The organism is Cupriavidus sp. 05T41 (genome assembly GCF_056396525.1).
This window is the reverse complement of sequence record NZ_JBFTLQ010000077.1, coordinates 13,138-35,231: the sequence shown is the minus strand read 5'-3', so window position 1 is coordinate 35,231 and position 22,094 is coordinate 13,138. Positions and strand designations below refer to the sequence as shown.

The 22,094-nt window shown below is 68.1% G+C and carries 12 protein-coding genes; all 12 read right to left on the bottom strand.

Translation table 11 applies throughout. The features are described 5' to 3' along the window. A partial coding sequence (locus AC1DKV_RS32000; protein WP_477138888.1) for a sugar ABC transporter ATP-binding protein occupies positions 1–1,119 on the bottom strand: 1,119 nt, incomplete at its 3' end. Continuing rightward, positions 1,106–2,365, bottom strand: a complete 1,260-nt coding sequence (locus AC1DKV_RS31995; protein ID WP_477138887.1) for an ROK family transcriptional regulator — start codon at positions 2,363–2,365, stop codon at positions 1,106–1,108. The genes AC1DKV_RS31995 and AC1DKV_RS32000, both read right to left, overlap by 14 nt. Before the next feature lie 220 nt (positions 2,366–2,585). Further along, positions 2,586–3,743, bottom strand: a complete 1,158-nt coding sequence (locus AC1DKV_RS31990; RefSeq protein WP_477138886.1) for a patatin-like phospholipase family protein — start codon at positions 3,741–3,743, stop codon at positions 2,586–2,588. Positions 3,744–3,760: 17 nt separating this feature from the next. Further along, positions 3,761–4,312 (bottom strand): sensor histidine kinase, encoded by a 552-nt coding sequence (locus AC1DKV_RS31985; RefSeq protein ID WP_477138885.1) that lies wholly within the window; start codon positions 4,310–4,312, stop codon positions 3,761–3,763. Positions 4,313–4,823: 511 nt separating this feature from the next. Then, the gene (locus AC1DKV_RS31980) at positions 4,824–5,282 is read right to left on the bottom strand and encodes a carboxymuconolactone decarboxylase family protein (RefSeq protein ID WP_441622487.1); all 459 of its coding nucleotides are present in this window, start codon (positions 5,280–5,282) and stop codon (positions 4,824–4,826) included. A gap of 36 nt (positions 5,283–5,318) precedes the next feature. After that, on the bottom strand, positions 5,319–6,233 hold the full coding sequence (locus AC1DKV_RS31975) for an RNA polymerase sigma-70 factor (protein ID WP_441622485.1): 915 nt from the start codon (positions 6,231–6,233) through the stop codon (positions 5,319–5,321). A gap of 446 nt (positions 6,234–6,679) precedes the next feature. Next, a complete protein-coding gene (locus tag AC1DKV_RS31970; RefSeq protein ID WP_477138884.1) occupies positions 6,680–9,811 on the bottom strand; it encodes a bifunctional diguanylate cyclase/phosphodiesterase in 3,132 nt (1,043 codons plus the stop codon). Further along, the gene (locus tag AC1DKV_RS31965) at positions 9,808–10,602 is read right to left on the bottom strand and encodes a substrate-binding periplasmic protein (protein WP_441622511.1); all 795 of its coding nucleotides are present in this window, start codon (positions 10,600–10,602) and stop codon (positions 9,808–9,810) included. The genes AC1DKV_RS31970 and AC1DKV_RS31965 overlap by 4 nt, the downstream gene beginning before the upstream one ends. Before the next feature lie 662 nt (positions 10,603–11,264). Further along, positions 11,265–12,242, bottom strand: a complete 978-nt coding sequence (locus AC1DKV_RS31960) for a D-2-hydroxyacid dehydrogenase family protein (protein WP_477138883.1) — start codon at positions 12,240–12,242, stop codon at positions 11,265–11,267. 111 nt (positions 12,243–12,353) lie between these two features. Then, on the bottom strand, positions 12,354–13,340 hold the full coding sequence (locus tag AC1DKV_RS31955) for a tripartite tricarboxylate transporter substrate binding protein (protein WP_477138882.1): 987 nt from the start codon (positions 13,338–13,340) through the stop codon (positions 12,354–12,356). 259 nt (positions 13,341–13,599) lie between these two features. Then, the gene (gene metE / locus AC1DKV_RS31950; protein ID WP_477138881.1) at positions 13,600–15,894 is read right to left on the bottom strand and encodes a 5-methyltetrahydropteroyltriglutamate--homocysteine S-methyltransferase; all 2,295 of its coding nucleotides are present in this window, start codon (positions 15,892–15,894) and stop codon (positions 13,600–13,602) included. A 197-nt stretch (positions 15,895–16,091) separates the two neighbouring features. Further along, complete coding sequence (locus AC1DKV_RS31945; protein ID WP_477138880.1) at positions 16,092–22,079, bottom strand: toxin TcdB middle/N-terminal domain-containing protein; 5,988 nt, start codon at positions 22,077–22,079, stop codon at positions 16,092–16,094. Positions 22,080–22,094: the final 15 nt, after the last annotated feature.

Sequence of the window (22,094 nt, the reverse complement as noted above, 5' to 3'; positions counted from 1 at the left end):
GAACAGGCCCTGCAGCTTGCGGTCTTCGGTCAGGTAGGCGATGCCGGCGTCGATGGCGGCGCGCGGGCCGCCCGTCGGCAGCGGCACCAGCCCGGCCGGTCCGGCCACGCGCACCTCGCCGCGCACGCGCGCATCGGCGCCGAACACCAGCCGCGCCAGCTCGGTGCGCMCGGCACCKACCAGCCCGGCCAGCCCCAGTACTTCGCCGGCATGCACCTCGAAGCTGCAGCCCTTGACGCGCCGGCCGTCGGCCATGTCGCGCACCGACAGCATCACCTCGCCATGCTGGCCCGGCTTGGCATGGGTCTTGGTGTAGAAGCCCGACAGATCGCGGCCCACCATCATCTTGACMAGCGCCGCCCGGGTCAGCGCGGCGCGCTCCAGCGTGCCGACGAAACCGCCGTCGCGCAGCACCGTGACGCGGTCGGCCAGCTCGTCGATCTCAGCCATGCGGTGGCTGATGTAGAGGATGGCCATGCCCTCGCCGCGCAGCTGCCGGATCAGCGCGAACAGCCGGTCGGTCTCGTGGGTGGACAGCGGCGTGGTGGGCTCGTCCATCACCAGGATGCGCGCATCGAAATGCACCGCGCGGGCGATCTCCACCAGCTGCCGCTGCGCGATCGACAGGCCCGCCACGCAGGCGGTGGCCGGGAAGTCCGCGCCGAKGCGCACCAGCGTGGGTTCGCACGCGCGCGCCATGTCGCCGCGCGCCACCAGTCCGTGCTTCTGCAGTGCGCGGCCCAGGTAGATGTTCTCCGCCACGCTCAGGTTGGGCGCCAGGCTCAGCTCCTGGTAGATCACCGCCACGCCCAGCGCGCGCGCCGCCTGCGGGCCGTCGATCTGCACCGGCTGGCCGTCGATGCGGCATTCGCCGCCGGGGTCGGCGATATAGGCGCCCGAGAGGATCTTCATCAGCGTGGACTTGCCGGCGCCGTTCTCGCCCATCAGCGCATGCACCTCGCCGGCGTAGGCGGTCAGCTCCACGTTGCGCAGCGCGCGCACGCCGGGGAAGGTCTTGGAGATATTGCGCAGCGCCAGCAGCGGCGCCGGGTTGTCGGTGGCGATAGTGGCGATAGTGGCGAAAGTGGCGTTGGTGGCGGCTTGGTCAGACGATGGCATGGTTGGCCTCCGGAATGATGGCGGACGCGCCCTTGAGCAGCTCCGCGCGCGGCGAGAATTTCATGAACATCGGCAGCGAGGCCGCACCCACCGCGCCGGCGTTGGCGCCGAAGCAGCCGCGCATCACGCGGGCCGGACGGCGGGCCTCGGGGGCGTTGTCGTCGAGCGCGCGCTGCAGCCGCGCGATCACCGCGTCGAGCAGGCCGGCGTCGATATCGGCGTCGAGGATCACCAGCKGCACGTCCAGCACCGCCAGCGCGGATTGCATGGCCGGCGCCAGTGCGTCGATGCAGTCGTCCAGCCATTCGGCCACGGCAGGATGGCCGGCGCGCACCTGCGTTTCGAGGTCGGCATGGCTGTCCACCGTCACGCCATGGTGCCGCAKGTGGCGCGTCAGCGCGTTGAGCGAGGCACGCGCCAGCAGGATGTCGCGGCTGCGCCCGCCGGGCGGCGCCGAGGCCAGCTTGCTGGGCGGCACCGGCATCATGCCGATGTCGCCGGCATTGCCCGACACACCGCGCACGCAATCGCCGTTGAGCACCACGCCGCCGCCGATGGCGGGGCCGAGGAAGGCATAGAGGAAGTGCTGGGCATGGTGGCCGCCGTAGAACAGCTCGGCCACCGCGGCGGCGGTGCCGTCGTTTTCGCCGAACACCGGCAGCTGCGTGGCATCGGCCAGCTCGGCGGCGAAGTCCACCGCGTCCCAGGCGCGAAAGGTAGCCTGGGACGCCGCGTCCTGCAGGTCCAGCTCGCGCAGCCAGGCGCCGAGGTTGTAGGGCTGGGCCACGCCCACGCCGAGCAGCCGCTTGCGCTCGGCCGGCGCCAGCTGCGCGCGCAGCGCGGCCACGTCGTCGCGCACCAGCGCCAGCGCCTGCTCGGGATGCGGCAGGATCATCTGGTGCGCGCGGCTGGCCAGGATCTCGCCGCCGAAGTCCACCATCACGCATTCGATGCTGGCGCGGTCCAGCCGCACGCCGATGCCGAACGCGCCCTTGGGCTCCAACCGGATCAGGCTGGCCGGCTGGCCGCGCTGCCCGTCCTGGCGGCGCCCCGCCGCGTGGATCAGGCCTTCCTCCGTGAGCGACTGCACGATGCTGCCCACCGCGGTGTTGGTGAGCTGCGCCATGCGCGCCAGGTCGGCCTTGGACGCCTCGCCGGCGTGGCGCAGGGCCAGCAGCAAGGCGCGCTCGTTGTAGAGCCGAAGGCTGGCGGAATTGACGCCGCGGCCGGATTTGCCAGAGGTCATGCTGTMTCCGAAGACTGTTCAGGCGCCGTGCGAATCACTTCTCGATCGGGTCGCGCTATTAATTAATTCACGTTGAATTAAATAAGATGGAGAGGCAGAACTCAAGAAAGGGAAAACCCGCGGAAACCGGTGGGCAGCCGCGCGCGTGTGGCCCACCATGCCTGCGMGGGGCKATGCGAAATCGAAAAGGCGCCCGTACGGGACGGCGCATGCGACGGCCCTACCCTGGCACGCCCACCGTCTCATGCACGGCGATGCCCTCGATGGGGTCCAGCGCGTCATGCCAGGGCGCGGCCGCGATCACCTGCCTGCCATGGGCATGGCCGGCGTTCCAGCGTGCCTCGATGCCATCTTCGCTGAAGTCGATATCCTTGGTCAGGTCTTCGCCGCCGAAGGGTGGCGCCTTCAGTTCCACCACGTGCATGGTGGTATGGCAGCCCCAGCCCAGCAACTCCTTGACCACGGGCGTGCCGCGCTCGGATTCGGGAATATGGCTGGCCAGTTCGCGGATCACGTGCCGCAGCCGGTGCAACTGCTTCTGGCGCGCCAGATGCGTCTCGGTGCGGCTCGAATACTGGATGTCCCGCTGCCGCMCCATCGCTTCCCAGATCGTCTGCGGCTCCGGCCCCTGCACCGGCCAGAGTTGCACGGCGAAGATCACCGAGTCACGGCGCGGGTAGTCGTCGAGCACGGCCTCGATCGGGGTGTTGGAACAGATACCGCCGTCCCAGTACGCCTCGCCCTCGATCCGGATGGCCGGAAATCCCGGCGGCAGCGCGGCGGATGCCAGCAGGTGCTCCATGCTCAGGGCGGCGTCGCGGTTGGTGTAGTAGCACATCCGCCCGCTGCAGACATTGACCATGCCGACGGTCAGCCGCATGTGCTTCTGGTTCAGGTAATCGAAGTCGACCAGCGCGCCGAGCGTCTCGCGCAATGGCGCGGTGGAGTAGAAGCCAGCCTGGTCCACGCCCAGCGGCATGCGCAGCCCCAGCCAGGCGGCGGGATTGGGCGCAAAGAAGTTCGGGATGCCCTGCGTGAGGGTGGCCAGGTTCTGCAAGGTGTTGTCCCCGCCCGAAAGCAGCCGCGTCAGCCCGAGCGGCCCGCGCTGCGCCACGCGCTCCCAGAACTCCCGCAGCCGCGGCAGGCGGTTCTCCGGCTTGTTGCCGGCGATGATCGAACCGTTGATCGCGCCGATCGACGTGCCGATCGCCCAGTCGGGCTCGATGCCTGCTTCGTGCAGCGCCTGGTAGACACCGGCCTGGTAGGCGCCCAGCGCGCCGCCGCCCTGCAGTACGAAGACCACCTGCCCGGGGATCTGCCGGCCGGGCGGGTCGGTGGCGCGATGCTGGTCTTCGGCTGGCTGGGTCCTGGTATCCATGGCGTCGGCTCCTGCGGTCAGGGGGGTGGATCCCGCGCGGGCTCTTGCGGCGCGAGCGGCAGGCGGACCTGGAACGTGGTCTCGCCGGGATGCGACTTGACGTGGATGGCCCCGCCATGCCGGTTGACCACGGTCTGGTAGGAAATATCGAGGCCGAGCCCCGTGCCCTGGCCCGGCGGCTTGGTGGTGAAGAACGGCTCGAACAGATGCGGCATGACATCGGGCGCGATGCCGGGGCMGTTGTCGATGATTTCGACCACGGCGCAGTCAAGCTCGCGGCGGGTGCGGATGACGATCGCGCGCATGATCTCGGAGATACGCTGCGCGCCGCGCCGCGTCTCTTCCATCAGCGCGCGCAGGTCCAGCGTGGCCACCAGCCAGTGCATGCAGGCGATGAACTGCGGCGCCGTCAGGTCTGCCGCGATCTGCGCCAGGCTGTCCCGGTCKATCGCCACCTTCACCAGGCACGGTGCCTGGTAGTGCTCGCCGTAGCCCAGCCGCAGGTCGCGCGCAACGGCGTCCACGACCTCGGGATCGTCGTCGACCGCGATGATGATGGGCTTGTCCATGGCGCTTTGCGAACTCGCAGTGGCGGCTCTGCAGCGTTGCCCCAGAGCCGCCGGGTGCMGGGTGGCCAGTTAAGCCTAGCACTTCAGACCGCACTTGCCAGTGCCATCTGCTCGCCCGGCCGGCGCGTTCGCCCTGTGCGGCACATGCCCCATGCGTAACAAAGCCCCTGCGGGAGCACGTGCGGTGCCATGACGAACATGCATGTCGAGCGCGGGCGACCGCAACCCGGCTGGCCGTGACTTTATTCGCCCGGCCTGTCACAAGCGGACCTCATGAAACGTCCTGTGCCACAGGGATGGCTACATGATGTCGCCGCCCCGAATTTCTCGACGAAGAAGGACACGACATGAAAGTGGTAATCATCGGAGGCAGCGGCCTCATCGCTGGCCGGCGGGAGAACTGCCCTGCCGGCCAGCGCCGCTTCCTGGCCCAGACCTCGATCGGGTAATCCAGGCCAGCTGCGGCGCTCTGCGCCATGGGTTCTACCCGATGGGGTCTACCCGTTGGGCTTTACTCGATAGGCTTTTCCGCCACGGGCAGCTGCATGCCGATGGCCATGCGGTTCCAGGCGTTGATCTGGGCAATCGTCCAGGACAGCTCGACGATTTCCTGATCGCTGAACTGGCACTTCAACGCATCGAAATCGGCATCACGGCTGCCGTGGTATTCGACGAGCTTCGTCATCGTCTCGGCCCAGTTGAGCGCGGCGCGCTCGCGATTGCTGTACAGGCCGGTCTCGCGCCACGTCGACAGGCTGTTGATGCGCTGCCACGTCTCACCTTGCTTGCGCAGATCGCGGGCATGCATGTCGAGGCAGAAGGCGCAGCCGTTGAGTTGCGAGACGCGGGTCTGCACGAGTTCGATCAGGCTCGCGCCGAGCGAAGACTTTGCCGTGGCGGCACTGACGCCGACCATCGCTTGATAAGCCTTGGGAGAGATATCGGTCCAGGGGAGTCGCGGCTGGTTCATGTTTTCACCTTGAGTAAGTGCTTGGGATACACATGCTCAAGACGTCTGAGGGGGCTGGTTTGTGACAGCGAGCTCCCGACCCAGCGCGGCGGCAATGCGCGCAAGCTTGTCGGGATTGCGCTGGACATAGATGCGCACGATGCGCTCACCATCCGTTTCGATGGCCAGGGCCGATTCGATCGCGCCGTTGATGAAGCGCAGCAGGCCCCATTGGCCATTGAGCGTGACGACTTCGAACTGCATGGCGCCGGGATACCGCAGCGTTGTGGCGAGGAAAAGCTGCGCGATACGCTGGCCACCGACGAGCGGAACGCCAAAGCTCGGCACCTTGCCKCCGCCATCGCCGATCAGCTGCGCGTCGTCGGCAAGCATCGCTTTCAGCGCGGTGAACTCGCCGCGTGTCGCGGCGTCGGCGAACCCGCGCAACAGGCGGAGCTGGGTCTCGCGGGGGACCACATGGCGGGGCCGCTCGTCCTGCAACTGTATCTTCGCGCGATGGACGATCTGCCGGCATGCGCTCTCGGTCTTGCCCAGCGCCTCKGCCACTTCGCCATAGTCTGCATCGAACACTTCCCGCAGCAAGAACGCTGCGCGGGCTTCGGGCCCCAGGCGCTCCAGTATCGCGAGAAAGGCGATGGATACGTCGTCGGCGCGCTCCAGGATGTGCTCTGGCGTGACCGGGGATTCGGACAGCAGCGGCTCCGGCAGCCATGTGCCAATGTAGTGTTCGCGCTGGACCTTGGCGGTGCGCAGCCTGTCGATCGCCAGGCGCGTGGTGACGGAAACCAGCCAGGCCTCCGTACTGTCCAGATCCTCGCTTGCGGCTTCGTGCCAGCGCAGCCAGGCGTCCTGCACGACTTCTTCTGCCTCGGCGGCAGAGCCCAGCATGCGATAGGCGATGCCCTGCAAGCGAGGGCGAAGGCGGGTAAAGGTGTCGGTCTTGTCGTTCATGGCAGCCTCTAGACGATTGGCACCCCCGGCTTGTGACATCCGCGCCGGTTCGGAGCCGGCGCCGGATAGCGAGCGCGGTGCGGGGGCGCGGCCTGGCTTCCGCATCGATACCAGACCTGATAGTAGACCGCCGACGGCGGCTMCGGGCATGCCGCGCCGTGCGCGTTGGCCGGTGCGGCGCGAACCGCGGCCAGGTGCCGGCAGCCCCGCCGGCGGCTCGCCGAATATGCGCCATGGAGCACGCTCAAGCTCAAACGGATACCGCGGCCACAGATCCCGGCGAGAAATGCCGGCTGGCTGTCACAAGGCTCGGCCGTACCGTCGGCAGGAACGCGGGCAAGGCCGGGCCGGCGGCGCGTTCCCGCACACCATGCGCGCATCCGCTGGGATGCGGGCGGGGCATGCCGGCCCGGTGCGGGCGCCACGGCACACCCGCCATCCGGCGTTCAATCCTCTTGCGCCGATAGCTCGGATGCGCGCTGGCGGAATTCAAACCCGCCTACGAACGATTCGAAATCCTCGATCGGCAGCGGGTGGCAGAAGTGGTAGCCCTGATAGGCATAACACCCCGCGCCGGCAAGAAAGTCCCGCTGCGCTTCGGTCTCGACGCCTTCGGCTATCACCTGCAGCCCGAGGCTGCGCGCAAGCGCCACGATGGTCTTGGCGATGACGGCATCGTTCGGGTCGACAAGGATGTCACGCACGAACGAGCGGTCRATCTTCAGCTGGTCCAGCGGCAGGCGCTTCAGATAGGACAGCGACGAATATCCGATACCGAAATCGTCCAGCGAGAAAACCACGCCCATGGCCTTGAGCGCTGACATTTTCTCGGCGATGTCCTGCACATTGTCCACCAGCACGCTCTCGGTMAGCTCCAGCCTCAGCCTGTTCGGGTTCGCTCCGGTCTGCTCGATGATGCCCAGCACCTTGTCGACAAAGTCGGGGGCGCGGAACTGGTGGACGCTGACATTCACGGCGATCGTGAGATGGGCCATCCCTGGCTGGCGCGCCCAGCGCGCCAGCTGGTTGCAGGCGATCTCCAGCACCTTGTTCMCCAGCGCAAGGATCAGCCCGGTCTCTTCGGCCAGGGGGATGAATTCGGCCGGCGACACGATGCCACGCACGGGGTGCCGCCAGCGCACCAGCGCTTCGGCGCCSGTGATGCGATTGTCGATGGTCACCTGCGCCTGGTAATGGAGCAGGAACTGGTCTTCGTCGATTGCCTTGCGCAGGCCGACCTCGAGCGCGGCCCGCTCCACCACGACGGCCTGCATGGTCGGATCGAAGAAGCACATCGCATTGCGCCCTCTTTCCTTCGATTTGTACATGGCGAGGTCGGCCTGCTTCAGGAGCTCATCGATGGAGGCCTGATGCCCCTTGAACACGGTCACGCCGATACTTGCGGTGCTGCGATACTCGATGCCGGCCAGATGATAGGGATTGCCGAGAACGGCGAGKATTTTCTCGCCCGCCGCTTCGGTCTGGCTGGCCGCTTCCTGCCGGTTTCCGCTCAGGCCTCCGAGCACGACGACGAATTCGTCGCCGCCTACCCGTGCCACCGTGTCGCCCTCGCGGACGCTGGCGGTCAGGCGCTCGGCGACTTGCTGCAGCAGCAGGTCGCCCTTGTCGTKGCCCAGCGTATCGTTGAGCGTCTTGAAGTTGTCTACGTCAACKAACAACAACGCGCCGGAGGCTTCGCTCTGCGCGCTGACCGCGATGGCCTGCTTCAGGCGATCGGMCAGCAAGGTACGGTTGGGCAGCCGCGTCAGGGCATCGAAGAAGGCCAGTTCCTTGATCCGGTCTTCGGCGATCTTGCGCTCGGTAATGTCGTGATGCGTGCCGACATAGTGCGTCACCCGCMCGTCCCGTMCGCGCACCGCTGCAATCGTGAGCCATTTCGGGTAGATCTCGCCATTCTTGCGGCGATCCCAGATCTCGCCCTGCCATCCGCCCACGCGGTGGATGGTGTCCCACATGTCACGGAAGAACGCTTCGTCATGACGCCCCGACTTGAGTATGCGCGGCGTCTTGCCCACCACCTCGTCGGCCGTGTAGCCGGTACCCTCGGTGAATGCCGAGTTGACGCGCAGGATAGTGCCGCTGGCATCGGTGACCATCATGCCTTCCAGCGAATCGAAGGCGACCGCGGCGATACGAAGCTCGGCGTCGAGCAGCTTGCGCTCGGTGATGTCGCGCCCGCTGAGCCGGAAGCCCGTGAACATGCCCCTGGCATCGTGGAATGGCCCCCAGGAGACKGAAAGCCAGAGCAGCGAGCCATCCTTGCGCAGGCAGCGGAACTCGAGATCGTCGCCGCGAAGCCCCTGGCGCCCCTTCAGGAGCTCAAGCGCGACACGCGGAAAATCTTCGGGATGGACCAGGGTGCCGGCGAAGTCGCGCATCGCCAGGCATTCTTCCACGGCGTAGCCGGTGTACTCCATGACCGACGGATTGATCCAGCGTGGCTTGCCGTCCAGCCCCCACCAGATCTCCAGGTTGACCGTGCAGTCGGCGATGGCGCGGAATTTCTCTTCGCTCTCGCGGAGTTCCCTGGTCATGTTGGAGGCCAGCCGCAGCGCGCGGCTKCGGCCTGTCACCATGACCCAGGCCAGCAGCGCGAGCAGCAGGCTCAGGCCCGCGCCCGTGCCGGCGATMAGTGTCTGCGAGTTGCGTCCGAAGCGGGCCTTGAAGTCATGGTGGGCGGCCATGGAGAGCATCCAGTTGTGCCCTCCCACGACCAGGTACTCACTGGCCGACAAGGCTGAACCCGGGTGCCCCGCCCTGGCGTCGGGCGAACGATAGAGAAGTGCCGCCGTGGATGGCTCGACACCGTCGTAGATGGTCAGAGAGAGGCCGGGCGGCTGCTCGCCGTAGAGGCTGGCGATCACCTCCCGCATGCGGAACGACGCGTAGACCCAGCCCACCAGGCTGGCACGACGCTGGGCGACGGTATCCTGTGGCTGGCCGCGCGCATATAACGGGAGGTACATCACGAAACTGGGGTCCTCGTCCGCCTGCGCGTCCACGGCCAGCTGCACCTTCCCGGACACCGTGGCCAGGCCCKAATCGCGCGCCCGTTCCATGGCGAGCCGCCGCTCGGGGCTGGCCCAGGCGTCGAAGCCGAGCACKCGCGCCTTGGCTTCGGCATACKGTTCGCGCTGAATGATCGGGGCGTAGCCGCCGCGCGCGCCGTCGGGCCGGATGTCGTAGCCGGCGATGCCGAGCCGGCGCATTGCCTCGACATGGGCGTCCTTGCCGGGCGCCGACACCCACTTGACGACGCCGACGGCCTGGATGCCGGACAAGTTCCCATCGAGGTTGATCGCGCCGACGTAGTCGCGGAAACTGCCGCGGTCCATCGTGCCGGTGGCGGCAAACATGCCATGCACGCCCCGCAGCATCTGCTCGTAGGTGGCCATCCGCTGCTCGATGCGGCTGACGGCATCGCCCAGCGCGAAATCGAACTGGGACTGTACTTCATGCCGGGAGGCTTGCCGTTCGTGGTCCCAGACTGCCCATGTCACACCGAGCCCGGTGCACAGGATCAGCAAGGGGAGCAGGATCAGGCGAGCCCAGCTCACAGCGGTGCCTTGAAATCGACCATGGAGTCGACCAGATCGCGCTTGAAGTACTTCTCGAAGATCCGGCGCACGGTGCCGTCCGCGCGCATGTCGTTCACCAGCGCACGCCACTTGTCCTGCTCGGCCACCGGCAGCGCCTTCTTCGACATGATCAGGCCGTGCGGAACGGCCGGGTCGTTGAACTCGACGACCGCGGTGACATCGCGAATCCGCTTTGCGTCGAGAGCCGGGTAGTCGAAGGGCTCGATGATCATGCCCTGGATGCGCTGGCGCACCAGCGCCTCGTACAGCGGCTCCAGCCCGCCGGCCTGGCTGACGCGGTTGGCTGCCGCGAGCTTGTCCACCAGCTGGTTGGCGGAATCGCTGTAGCGGAAACTGCGGATCACGCCGAGTTGAAACTGGTCGTTATGCTCGAAATCGGACAGCTTGCCGATGCCGGCGTCCTTGCGCACCAGCAAATAGTATTTATTGCTGAAGTACCAGGCGAAGGAGGCGTACTGATTGCGTTCGGCGCTGGCGATGCCGGACAGGCTGAAATCGAGTGCGCCGGACTCGATCAGCTTCCAGATGCGGGCKCGCGACATAAGGCTGACCCTGACCTGGCAGCCGCTGCGCCGGACCAGTTCGTCGGCGAAATCCTTGTCGATGCCTGTATCGGTTTCGAGCGAATAAAGCAGGCCATGGTCATGCAGCGCTAGCGTGAACGGGCGTGAGCAATCAGGTCCGCTCGCGACTGCGGTGCCCAGACAGCACAGCGCAAGCAGCAACCCGCAAAGTCCATGTCGTATCACAGCCTTACCCCGCAAAATTGTATTGATGCAAATCGTCTTCTTATGATCGCGGCCGGTGCCGGGCCCGATGCCGCGATAAGTCCTGCCTGTTTTCCTTGCCCCGTCAACCCGGCGGGCAAGACTCCATTTCCCTCCGCGCCCGGTCCCCACCGGGCACTACCAGCATTGCGCGCTGCCAGGCCGGGAAGCCCTTGAATGCGGCTTTCTCCGGCGCCCTGCGGAAAAACAACCCGCAGTGGCCGCATCGCCCCGCAATTATCCAGCAATAGCGCGGATACTGCCGAGGCATATCAACTGGCAGAGCCAGCATGCTCTCACGCGGGTGCCTGCGTGGGAAGTGTCAGGCCGCATTCCACGCTCGCCCTTCCTRCCAGCGCGCGCACGCCGCGCAACACTGTATATGCATCCAGTATTGCACGCAGGGGCATGATCAGGGCCGCGCCGCATGGCCGGGTGCCATGACGCGGGTGGGTCGGGATGGTGGGRATGGTGGGGATGGTGGTGCCGAAGACCGCGACCCATGCGGGCCGCCTGCCCGGGAGGCCATCGGGGCGGCGGCGCCAACCGCCGCGTCGGGCGGGCGCCGCCGCCCCTGGCCGGGCACGGCGCTCAGGCTCGCGCGTCCGCCGGCGTCCGGGGATGCGGCAACGAGCCTCGCCGCATCAGGCCCGCAGGGCCGCCAGGACTTGGGGGTTGGCGATGTTCTGCGGCGAGCCCGCAAAGAAGGCGTTGATGTTGTCGAAGGCGGTGCCGAAGTACGCCTCATAGTTGTCGCGCTCGACAAAGCCGATGTGCGGGGTGCAGAGCGCGTTGTCAAGATGGAGCAAGGGATGCCCGGCGTCCAGCACCGGTTCTTGCTCGTAGGCATCGACCGCGGCAAAACCCGGGCGGCCGGCGCGCAGTGCCGCCGCCAGCGCCCCCGGCGCCACCAGCTCCGCGCGGCTCGTATTGACCAGCAGCGCGGTCGGGCGCATGCGCGCGAGGTCGGCCGCGCCGATCAATCCCTCGGTCTCGGCGTTCAGCCGGATATGCAGGCTGATGATATCGCTTTCGGCAAAGAAGGCATCCCGCGACGGCGCCACCTCGAAACCGTCGGCCCGGGCGTCCGCCACCGACCCTTCCCGGCCCCACACCCAGACCTGCATGCCGAAGGCCCGGCCGTAGGCGGCGACCTGCCTGCCGATGCGGCCATAGCTCCAGACGCCAAGCCGCTGGCCCCGCAACTCCTGCCCCAGCGCGCCTTGCCAGCCGCCGCTGCGCAGCCGGTTGACCTCGGCGACCAGGTGGCGGCGGCTTGCCAGCATCAATGCCCACGTCAGCTCCGCCGTGGCAGCGCCCGACCCCGTGCCCTCGGCCACCGCGATCCCGCGCGCCGTGCAGGCATCCAGGTCGATATGCCCGGCGACCTTGCCGGTCTGGCTGATCAGCCGCAGCCCGGGCAKGCGGTCGAGCAGGGCCGCCGTGATCTGGGTGCGCTCGCGCGTCAGCACCAGCGCGTCGGCTGCGCCGAAGCGGTCGGCCAGCGCATCGAGGGTCTTGACGTTGTCATGGAAGACGGCGACGTCGTGACCGGCGAGCCGGGAAAAGCAGCGCAGCTCACGGACGCAGCGCTGGTAGTCGTCGGGAATGACAATTCGCATGATTGGGGCTCCGGAGGGATCTTGCTGGAATTGCTGGAATTGCTGGAATGATCGGGCTTGTCGGGCTTGTCGGGCTTGTCGGGCTTGTCGGGCTTGTCGGGCTTGTCGGGCTTACTGGAGGGCGATATGCAGTTGCTCGACCACGCCCCGCCAGCTGGCCAKGTCCTTGCGGATCAGCTCGCCGAACTCGGCCGGCGCCATGCCGCCGGGCTCGATGCCTTGTGCCTTCAGGTAGCGCTGCCCGGGCTCGCTCTGGATAGCGCGCCGCGCTTCCTGGTACAGCCGCTGCTGGATATCGGCCGGCGTGCCGCTACGGACCAGGATGCCATACCAGGCGTGGATATCGAATCCGGGATAGCCGGAGGCGGCAATGGTCGGGACATCGGGCAGCACCGACGCCCCGCGACTGGGGGCCAGCGCCAGGGCGCGCAGCTTGCCCGACCTCAGGTAAGGCAAGGCGGTCGGCACGTCGAGGAACATGAACTGGATCTGCCCGCCCAGCAGATCGGTCAGCGCCGGCGAGGCGCCGCGGTAAGGCGCGTGCACGGCGCGGATGCCCGCGCGCTGCGCGAACATCGCGCCGGCAAGATGGGCGGAGGTCCCATTCCCGGACGAACCGTAGTTCATGGTACCGGGAGATTTGCGCGCCATGTCGACCAGGTCCTGCAGCGTGCGGGCCGGATAATCACCGCGCACCACCAGCGCATGCGGGATGAAGCCGACCACCGTGACCGGCGCGAAGTCCCGGTCCGCCGCGAAAGGCAGCGTCGGCATCAACGCCGGATTCGTGACCAGGGTGATCGACGACAGGACCATGCTGTAGCCATCGGCCGGCGCGTTGGCAATGGCACCGAGGCCGATGATGCCCCCGGCGCCCGGCCGGTTTTCCACCACCACCGGCTGCGTCAGCCTGGTACCCATCTCGCGCGAAAGCATGCGTGCGATGCCATCGACGGGGCCACCCGCGGCGAACGGCACCACCAGCCGCAGCGGCTTGTCCGGAAAGCCGCCAGCCTGCGCGCGCGCAAGCCAGGCGCCGCAGAATGCCGCGGGCGCGGCCAGCAGCAACGCCCTGCGGCGACGAAGAATGTGGGCCATGCCAGGTCTCCTTGTTCTCGGCGCCAGCGATGCTGGCGTGCCGTATTTCGGCCGAGTTTAGGAGAAGCTACTGTAAAAACCACCGGTCATTTCMGGCCAATGGAAATGCGGGCGTTTGCACCCCGATCCCGGGGCGCCTTGTCTCATACATTGAGTATCCCGGCATGCCGCACCGCCGGTGCCCCGCGAGCCTGCGACGCCCTCGCCCACACKAAAAGAAAAGGCCGGAAGGCATGATGCGCGGCGCAAGCCCGCAGCGTCACACGGCGGCCCGCAGGGCCTGGGCCGCCGCGACCATATTGGTCAGGGCCGGGATCACCTCTTCCCACGCGCGCGTCTTCAGGCCGCAGTCGGKATTCACCCACAGCCGTTCGGCCGGAATACGCTCTGCCGCCTTCTTCATCAGTTGCACGATGTGCTCCTGCGTCGGAATGTTMGGCGAGTGGATGTCGTAGACGCCCGGGCCGATCTCGTTCGGATACCTGAAGTTGTCGAACGCGTCGAGCAGCTCCATATCGGAGCGGGAGGTCTCGATGGTGATGACGTCCGCGTCCATGTCGGCGATCGACGCGATGATGTCGTTGAACTCCGAATAGCACATGTGGGTGTGGATCTGGGTCTCGTCCTGCACGCCATTGGCGGTGATACGGAAGGACTCCACCGCCCAGCGCAKGTACTCGCTCCACTGGGCCTTGCGCAGCGGCAGGCCTTCGCGCAGCGCCGCCTCGTCGATCTGGATCACGCGCACGCCGGCCTTCTCGAGGTCCAGCACCTCCTCGCGGATGGCAAGGGCGAGCTGGTGGCAGGACACCGAGCGCGGCTGGTCGTCGCGCACGAAGGACCAGTTCAGGATCGTCACCGGGCCGGTCAGCATGCCCTTCATGGGCTTGGCGGTCAGCGATTGCGCGTACTTGATCCACGCCACCGTCATGGCCTTCGGGCGGCTGATGTCGCCGAACAGGATGGGCGGCTTCACGCAACGCGAGCCATAGGACTGCACCCAGCCGAACTGGCTGAAGGCGTAGCCGTCGAGTTGCTCGCCAAAGTACTCGACCATGTCGTTGCGCTCGGCTTCGCCGTGCACCAGCACATCCAGGCCAAGCGCCTCCTGTTCGCGCACGCTGCGGGCGATCTCGGCCTGCATCACGGCCCTGTAGCCGGCTTCGTCGAGCTCGCCACTGCGGAACTTGCTGCGTGCCTGGCGGATGTCGCCGGTCTGCGGGAACGATCCGATGGTGGTGGTCGGATAGGCCGGCAGTTGCAGCAGGGCCGCTTGCTTGGGCGCGCGCGCCGTATAGGGGCTGGCGCGCCTGCCGAGCGCGGCGTCGAGCCTGGCGATGGCGGCCTTGACGGCAGGATTGTGCACGCGGGGCGAGGCGCGACGGCTGGCGATGGCGGCCTGGTTGCCGGCCAGCGCGCCGGCCACGGCTGCGCGTCCCTGGTTCAGCGCCCTGGCAACGACTTGCAGCTCGTCGAGCTTCTGCTGGGCAAAGGCGAGCCACGAGCGGATGTCGGCGTCGAGCTTCTGTTCGCTGTCGAGATCGACCGGGACATGCAGCAGCGAACAGGACGGTGCCACCCACAGCCGGTCGCCCAGCTGTGCATGGACCGGCTCCAGCCAGTCGAGCACCGCCAGCAGGTCGGACTTCCAGATGTTKCGGCCGTTGATCACGCCCAGCGACAGTATCTTGTCCGCGGGCAGCCTCGCCACCAGCTCTTGCACTTCGGCGCGCGCATTGATGGCATCGAGGTGCAGGCCTTGCACCGGCAGTTMGAGCGCCAGCGGGAGATTTTCCAGCAGCTGCCCGAAGTAGGTCGCCAGCAAGACCCTGACCTTGCCCTGCTTCAACGCCTGGTACGCCGTGACGAAGGCTTGCTGCCATGCCGCGCCGAGTTCGGTCACCAGCGCCGGCTCGTCGATCTGCACCCATTCGATGCCTTGCGCGGCCAGCTCGGCGAGCAGCTCGGCATAGACCGGCAGCAGACGCGGCAGCAGCGCCAGTTTGTCCGAATCGTCCTTGGCCTTGCCTAGCCACAGGTAGGTGACCGGACCGATGATGACAGGCTTGGCCTTCACGCCGAGGGCCCGTGCCTGCGCGAGCTGCTCCAGCAGGCGGGAGCTATCGAGCKAGAACTCGGTGGCCGCGCTGAACTCAGGGACGATGTAGTGATAGTTGGTGTCGAACCACTTGGTCATCTCGCCCGCGGCGACGCCGCCGCCGCAGCAGGCGCTGTGGTCTTCGGTACCCCGGGCCGAGCGCCCGCGCGCCACGCGGAAGTAGTTGTCGAGTGCATCGCCATGGAAGCCGCGCACGCGCTCGGGCAGGTTGCCAAGGGTGAAACTCATGTCGAGCACCTGGTCGTAGAAGGCAAAGTCGCCTACCGGCACCAGGTCGAGGCCAGCCTGGATTTCCCAGTGCCGCTGCCGCAGCTGCGCACCCAGCGCCTTCAGCTCGTCGCGCGAGGATTGCCCCTTCCAGTAGGACTCTTGCGCAAACTTCAGTTCGCGCTTTGCGCCGATGCGCGGAAAGCCGAGGTTGTGTGTGATTGCCATGATGGAGCGCTCCGTAAAGATCGAGGGCCATCATAGGTCTTTGCAAACATGAAATAAATTGGCATTATTTCATCAGGTTATTAGTCTGGCTCATATCAGGCACGGGCGCCGGGCCTGGGAACCTGCGCGCGCCGGGGGCATGCCGAGGCTCAGGCGGCCAGCGCCAGCACCGCCTTGTGGCGGGCCACCCGGCCCGGCTAGATGCCCAGTTGCGCGAACACGTTTCGCCATCGGTCTTCGCCGCTCTTGCGATCCTCCCACCCGGCCGGCTGGGCGACCGCGACCAGAGCCGGCGCCAGCGCGTGCGAGTAGGTCTGGAAAGGGTAAGGCGTGAAGTGCATGAACCGCATCTCGAAGTCGAACGCCGCATTYTCGAAGCGATTGCTCGCGTAGGAAGTCTCGGCCCTGTAGGCCTGGTCGAAATTCGCCACGGTCTGTTCCTGGAACTGGTGGTACAACTCGTGCGCCTGCGTGCTGCGATATTCGAGATAGGAGTTGCCGATATTGTCCTTGTTCATGGTGATCGTTCCGTGAAACTGACTGCCAAGGACGCTTCCGCTMGGATTCATGTTGCTGACGTAGTTCACCTTGTCGAAGTTGGCCTTGTTGTTCAGGGCGGCCTGGACCTCGCGCTGGTTTTGCTTTACCCGCGGTGAGTTGTTGGGGTCCTCCCAGACATTGCGCATCATGATGGCGTTGCCGATGGCACTCCCGATCATTGCGCCGGCAATCCCCGCCGCAGCCCCGGCCAGGATGTCCCAGTTGCCGGAATCGACAACCTGCGCCATGCCCGCGATGGTGGTGGTGCCTGCCGCAGCCGTGCTCAGCATCACCAGGACCGCCTGGCGCGCCGTCGTACCGAGGAGGGTGCCGCTCAGCGCGGAAATGCCCCACAGCGCGCCACCGCCTATGCCGCCGGTGAGCGCGCCGAGCAGTCCGCCCACCACGGCACCCTTGGCGCCGCCGTCGATGCCGCCGGCCACGGCACCGCCCGCCAGCCCGCCGGTTATGCCCGCAAGGACAGGATTGCCAGCCGAGACCACGAACACGAACGCGCCGACCATGCCACCGACCAGCCCGCCAAGCGCCGATCCGAGCGGCGAGAGGCCGGAGGGATCGACGTAGACCATCGGGTTGTTCCCCGCGTAGGCGTACAGGTTAAGCAGCCCCGGGGTTGCCAGGGCCAGCTCCGGCGCCGTCAGGTAGAGCGGGTCCGGGCTGACGAAGCGGCCTATCTCCGGTRCGTAATTGCGTGCTCCGAAGTGATACAGGCCGCTGATCTCATCGAGGATCTTCCCGCCGAACGCGCATGGCACCGCCACCCCGCCGGCTCCCCCCGCCTCGCCGAAGGGATGGAAGAAGCGGCTGCCCGCCAGGGCGCCGGCCGCATCCGTCAGTACCATGACGTGTCCCAGTTCGTTGCCGTGGAGCCAGGTCCGCCCGCCGGCCTGGTCGATGGCGATCGGCGCGCCGCCGGCGCACAGGTAGCGGCGCACCGCGCCGTCGTCGTCCTCCTCGTAGAGGCCCGCCAGGAACAGCGTGCGGCGCGCCGCACCGGCGACGGTTGCCGTGCGCCAGACGCGCTCGCCGACGGCGTTGTAGCGATAGGCGACCGTGGCGCCGTCCGCGCGCTGGACGCCGGCCAGCCGGCCGAAGGCGTCAAACATCAGGTCGCGTCCCGGCAAGCGCACGACGTTGCCGTTCGCATCGTGCGCGTAGAGGGGGACGAGGTTGCCGCCGTCCAGGATGCCGGCGATGCGGTTGCTGCCGGGCGGCGCGTAGACGATGGGCGCGGCGGCGTGGGTCGGGTAGACCACGACGTTGTTGGCGGCATCGTAGGCGTAGCGCCGCACGTAGGCGCCGACGGCGGCCGATCCCCCGCCGTCCACTTCGAGCAGCCGGTAGCGGCCATCCAGGATGAAGCGGCGCGGGTGCGGTGCGTCGGGGCCGGGCGGGCGGCCATCGCGCTGGCCCAGCACGTTGCCGACGTTGTCGCGGTCGTAGCTCAGGTCGTGCAGCACCTCCCCCGCCGGGCCGAGCACACGCAGGCGGGCCAGGAAGCGCGTCAGCGGATCGTAGTCGAGCAGGGTCTGCACGCCGTTCGCGGCGCGCATCGACGTCCGGCGGCCGTGCGCGTCGTATGTCAGCGCGTCGAGTGCGCCCGGCACGGCGGCAAGCCGGCCGGCCCGGTCGTACTGGAACGTGACCTCGGCGCCGTCCGGATAGCGGATGGCGGCGACCTGGCCATTGGCCTGATAGCGGTGCTCCAGCGTCCAGCTCCGGCCAGGCGCGCTCAGCGTGCGGCGCGTAGGCCGACCCCGGGAATCGTATTCGAAGGCCCATTCGCCCGCCTCGTCGTGGGCGGTGCTCAGCCGGCCCAAGGCGTTGGGCAGGTCCGGTGCGTCATACACCAGGTTCTGCGCCAGCATGCCATCTACCGCCGTGCCGGTCGGCCGACCGAGCGCGTCGCGGGCGATGGCGATGCGCCGGCCGGCAGCGTCGGCGCTGCGCACCAGTTGCCCGCCGGCATCGTAGTAAAACAGGTGGCTGCCCGCGTCCACATGGTCGAGGGCGAGCCGGTTGCCCGCGAGATCGAAGCGCTGGCCCAGCATGCGGCCACCCGCCGGGCCGGTTGCCTCGACGAGTTGCCCGGCCTCGTCGTAGCGGTAGGCATGGCTCGTGATCAGCCCGTCGTGGAGCTCGGTAACGCCGACCAGCCGCCCCTGGCCGTCCAGGCGGTGGATGGTCGGCGTATCGAAGAAGCCGCGGGCGACGTTCGCGGGCGACGCGTCGGTATCGTTGGCGTCGTAGGTGACCGTGCGGAATGGCTCGTAGAGCGAGCGCGTGCTGCGCCCGCCGGGCAGTCCGGCAGACACGACCCGGCCAATCGCGTCGTACTGCAACGTCGTGACCCCGCCCGCGGGCACCGGCCCGAAGTCCAGCGAGCCGGCAATGGACGGCTCGCCGCGGCTGGCAACCCAGCCGCGGCTGTTCAGCGACTCGAACGCCGACACCAGCACGCTGGCCTCGTCGATCATGGCCCGGGTCTGCCGCACCTGCCCGCTGCCGTCATGGAATACGCGTCGCCGCAGCGGCGGCATGCCGTCGGCCAGTTTCTGCTGCAGCTCGACATAGGGCGGTGACGCATCAAGGTGGTACGACACGGTCTCGCCCGGATCGGCAAGCGAGTCGCCCGGGAAGGCGAGCGCGGTGACGCGGCCCAGCKCGTCGAAGCCGAAGCGCCAGACCGCGCCGTTGGCGTCCGTCATCTCGTCCKGCTGGAGCGCCGCGTCGTCCCAGCGCAAGCGGGTKACATGGCCGGCCGCATTCTGGAKCCGGACGGGAAAGACCCCGGCGGCATCGCTCGCCAGCGTGGTTTCGTGGCCGAGCGGATCGCGGGTGGCGGCGAGGTTGCCGCGGGCGTCATAGCTGTAGCGGCCGGCGTCGGACCAGACTGCGCCGTCCTCGGTCCGGTAGCCGAGCGCGGCGGCATCCAGCCCTTCGGCGCCGTAGTGGGCGGCGAAGTCTGGCTCGTCGAGCACGCGCACGCTTTGGCGGACAAGATTGCCGGTGGTCGCCTGGCCGGGCGGGAGTCCGGTGAATGGCTCGCCATCGTAGTAGTAGCGGCGCTCGCGCACCAGGGCGCCGTCGCCGCGCCGCTCGGTCACCCGCGACGGCAGCGCGCTCGGCCGTCCATCCGGCGTGCGCGCGAATTCGACCTCGCTGACCAGCGTCAGCGGCGCCGGGCCGTTGGCCGACATCTGGTCTCGCGTGACGTTGCCGCTGTCGTCGAACGCGTAAAGATGCTCGATGACCACCGGCCCCTCCGCCCCGCCCGGGGCCTCGTTGCGGATGGTGTGACGGTGCACCGTGGCGACCGGCGTGCCGTCGGTGCCGTGTTCGGCGACATTTGCCGCCCACGCACTGCTCGAGCGGCGCATCACCGGACCGCCTGGCGGGCCTTGCGTGGTCTCCAGCATCTTTCCCCAGCGGGCGACGGCCAGCGCGCGTTCGTCGCGGCCCAGGCCGTCCGTCGGCGTCGCATCGAAGCGCATCGCCGTCAGCAGAGCCGGCGCCGTGGCGTCGCCATGATCGACCAGCTCGACGCGGCCGAAGCCGGCGAAGCGCCGCTCGCGCCCGTCGTAGACGCCTTCGTGATAGCGAATCTCCTGCCATGTGGACAGGCCCGCCAGCGGATCCTCCTGCCGGACCTCGGCGACCACCTGCACCGGAAACGGCAGGAAGGTGTTCCAGGGATGCCCTTCGGCCCGGTCACGCGCGGCAAACTGGCTCGAACTGCTGTAGCGGATGCGCGTGTGCTTGCCCAGGCCGTTGTCGATGGCCGACAGCAGGTAGGGCTTCTCGTCGCCCCCGAGGTCAAGGAAGAAGTAGCGCGTACGCGGGCGCCGCTCCGACTCGTAGCTCCACAGCACGCCGGCCGTCCCCGCACCGAGCATGTCGGCCATCCGCACGTCGGCCCCGCCGCTCGGCGGCGCGTTCCCGAGCCGGACAGGCGCGGCAAAGCCGGTACCGGTGCGGTTGATCCAGACCGTCACGACATCGCCTTCCACGACGACGAGATCGGCCAGCCCGTCGCCGTTGACGTCGCTCAGGAAGATGCGGCGCGGCTGTTCGGGCCGCGCGAAGGCCGGGGAGCCGGCGAGCACCCGCCGCCTGCCCCAGCGGCCGAGGCCTTCGTACGGCCAGTAGGACACCTCGCCGGACCTGACCAGGACGATGTCGGCCAGGCCGTCCCCCGTCATGTCGGCAAGCTGGACACGCGGGTCCGCGAGCGACACGTCGGGAAAGGCATCGATATCCCGCACGCGCGGGATCGGCGGCAGCGACTCCCAGCCCTCGCTGCCACGGTTGAGATGCAGGACGAAGGCCGATGGCGTGGTGCGCAGCAGGTCCACCTGTCCGTCGGCATCGAGATCCACGAGGCGGTTGTTGGGATCGCGCAGGCTGTAGGCCGGAGCCCGGCGGTAGCGCTGGAACGGCCCCCATGTGGCCGGGCCGGTCTTGGGAAAATAGCCGGTGTGCGGGCCCTCGGTCACCAGCAGGTCGGCGGCGCCGTCGCCATCGGCGTCGCCGAAGCTGGTCCCGGGCGCKCCGAGGTGCGCGCYGTCGGGCAGGCTGCGGATCTGCCGTGGCGCATCGAAGCTGCCATCGCCGCGATTGGCCCAGTAGCAATGGCGCTGGTCGTCGATCTGCACGATGTCCGGCAGGCCGTCGCCGGTGCAGTCGAGCAGGTCGGTGCCGGGCAAGCCGAGCGGCGCCAGCGCAAAGCCCAGCGGGTTGACCAGCGGGCGGCACCGGCCGGTCTCTGGCCTGAAGCTGGTGTAGCCGAAGGTGAGCGGCGGCATGGTGGCCGTCTCGCCGGCGCGATGGCCGGTCAGCTGGATCTGCCGCAGCAGCGACAGCGGCGTCTCGGCGGGCTCGGCATAGCTCAGCGCGTAGCGGCGGATCAGGCTCTGGCCGGCGAGCCGGTCACAATGGATCTCGATCGACGTGCAGCGCAACGCCGTCGTGACCGGGAAGCCGTGCCTCGCCGTGGCGAACACATCGGGCCGCGGCGCGTAGGCAAGGACCACGCGGTAGGCTCCGTAGGCCACCTCGCCGAGATAGCGGTTGTTGCCATCGGCGACATAGCGGTAGCGGATCTGGTTGCCGTTGCGGTCCTCGGCCTCCTGCAGCGCCCACGCCAGGATGCGGTCCGGATGGTCGGGGTGGACGATGCGCGCCTCGCTGTCCACGCCATAGCGCTGGACGCCGCCCTCCTTCGGGAATATTTCCCAGTGGTCGCCGCGCTCGATGCGGGCGAACAGTTCGTCATAGCGGGGGCGCCAGCGCCCGTCGGCKAGCCGCACGAGTTCGCCGTGCAGGTCGAGGCGGAAGCCGTCGGTGTCGTCGTAGCGCACGAAGCGGCGCTCGCCGTCGCGGTGGATCGACGGCACGCCCAGCGCCCAGCCAAGGCCAAAGGCGCCGTTGGCCCCGCCGGAGTTGTAGGCCAGCGCCAGCGCCGGCCGGATGCCTGCCGGACCTGCCGGCAGGCGCAGGTCCAGGACATAGCTGCCGGTGCCGCGGTTATAGTCGGCCACGAAGTTGCCGCCCAGCCCGCGCACGTCGCCGCCGCCTTTGGGCAGGCTGACGCCCAGGGTGGACACGCCGGACAAGTGCGCCATGACGCCTCCTCACAG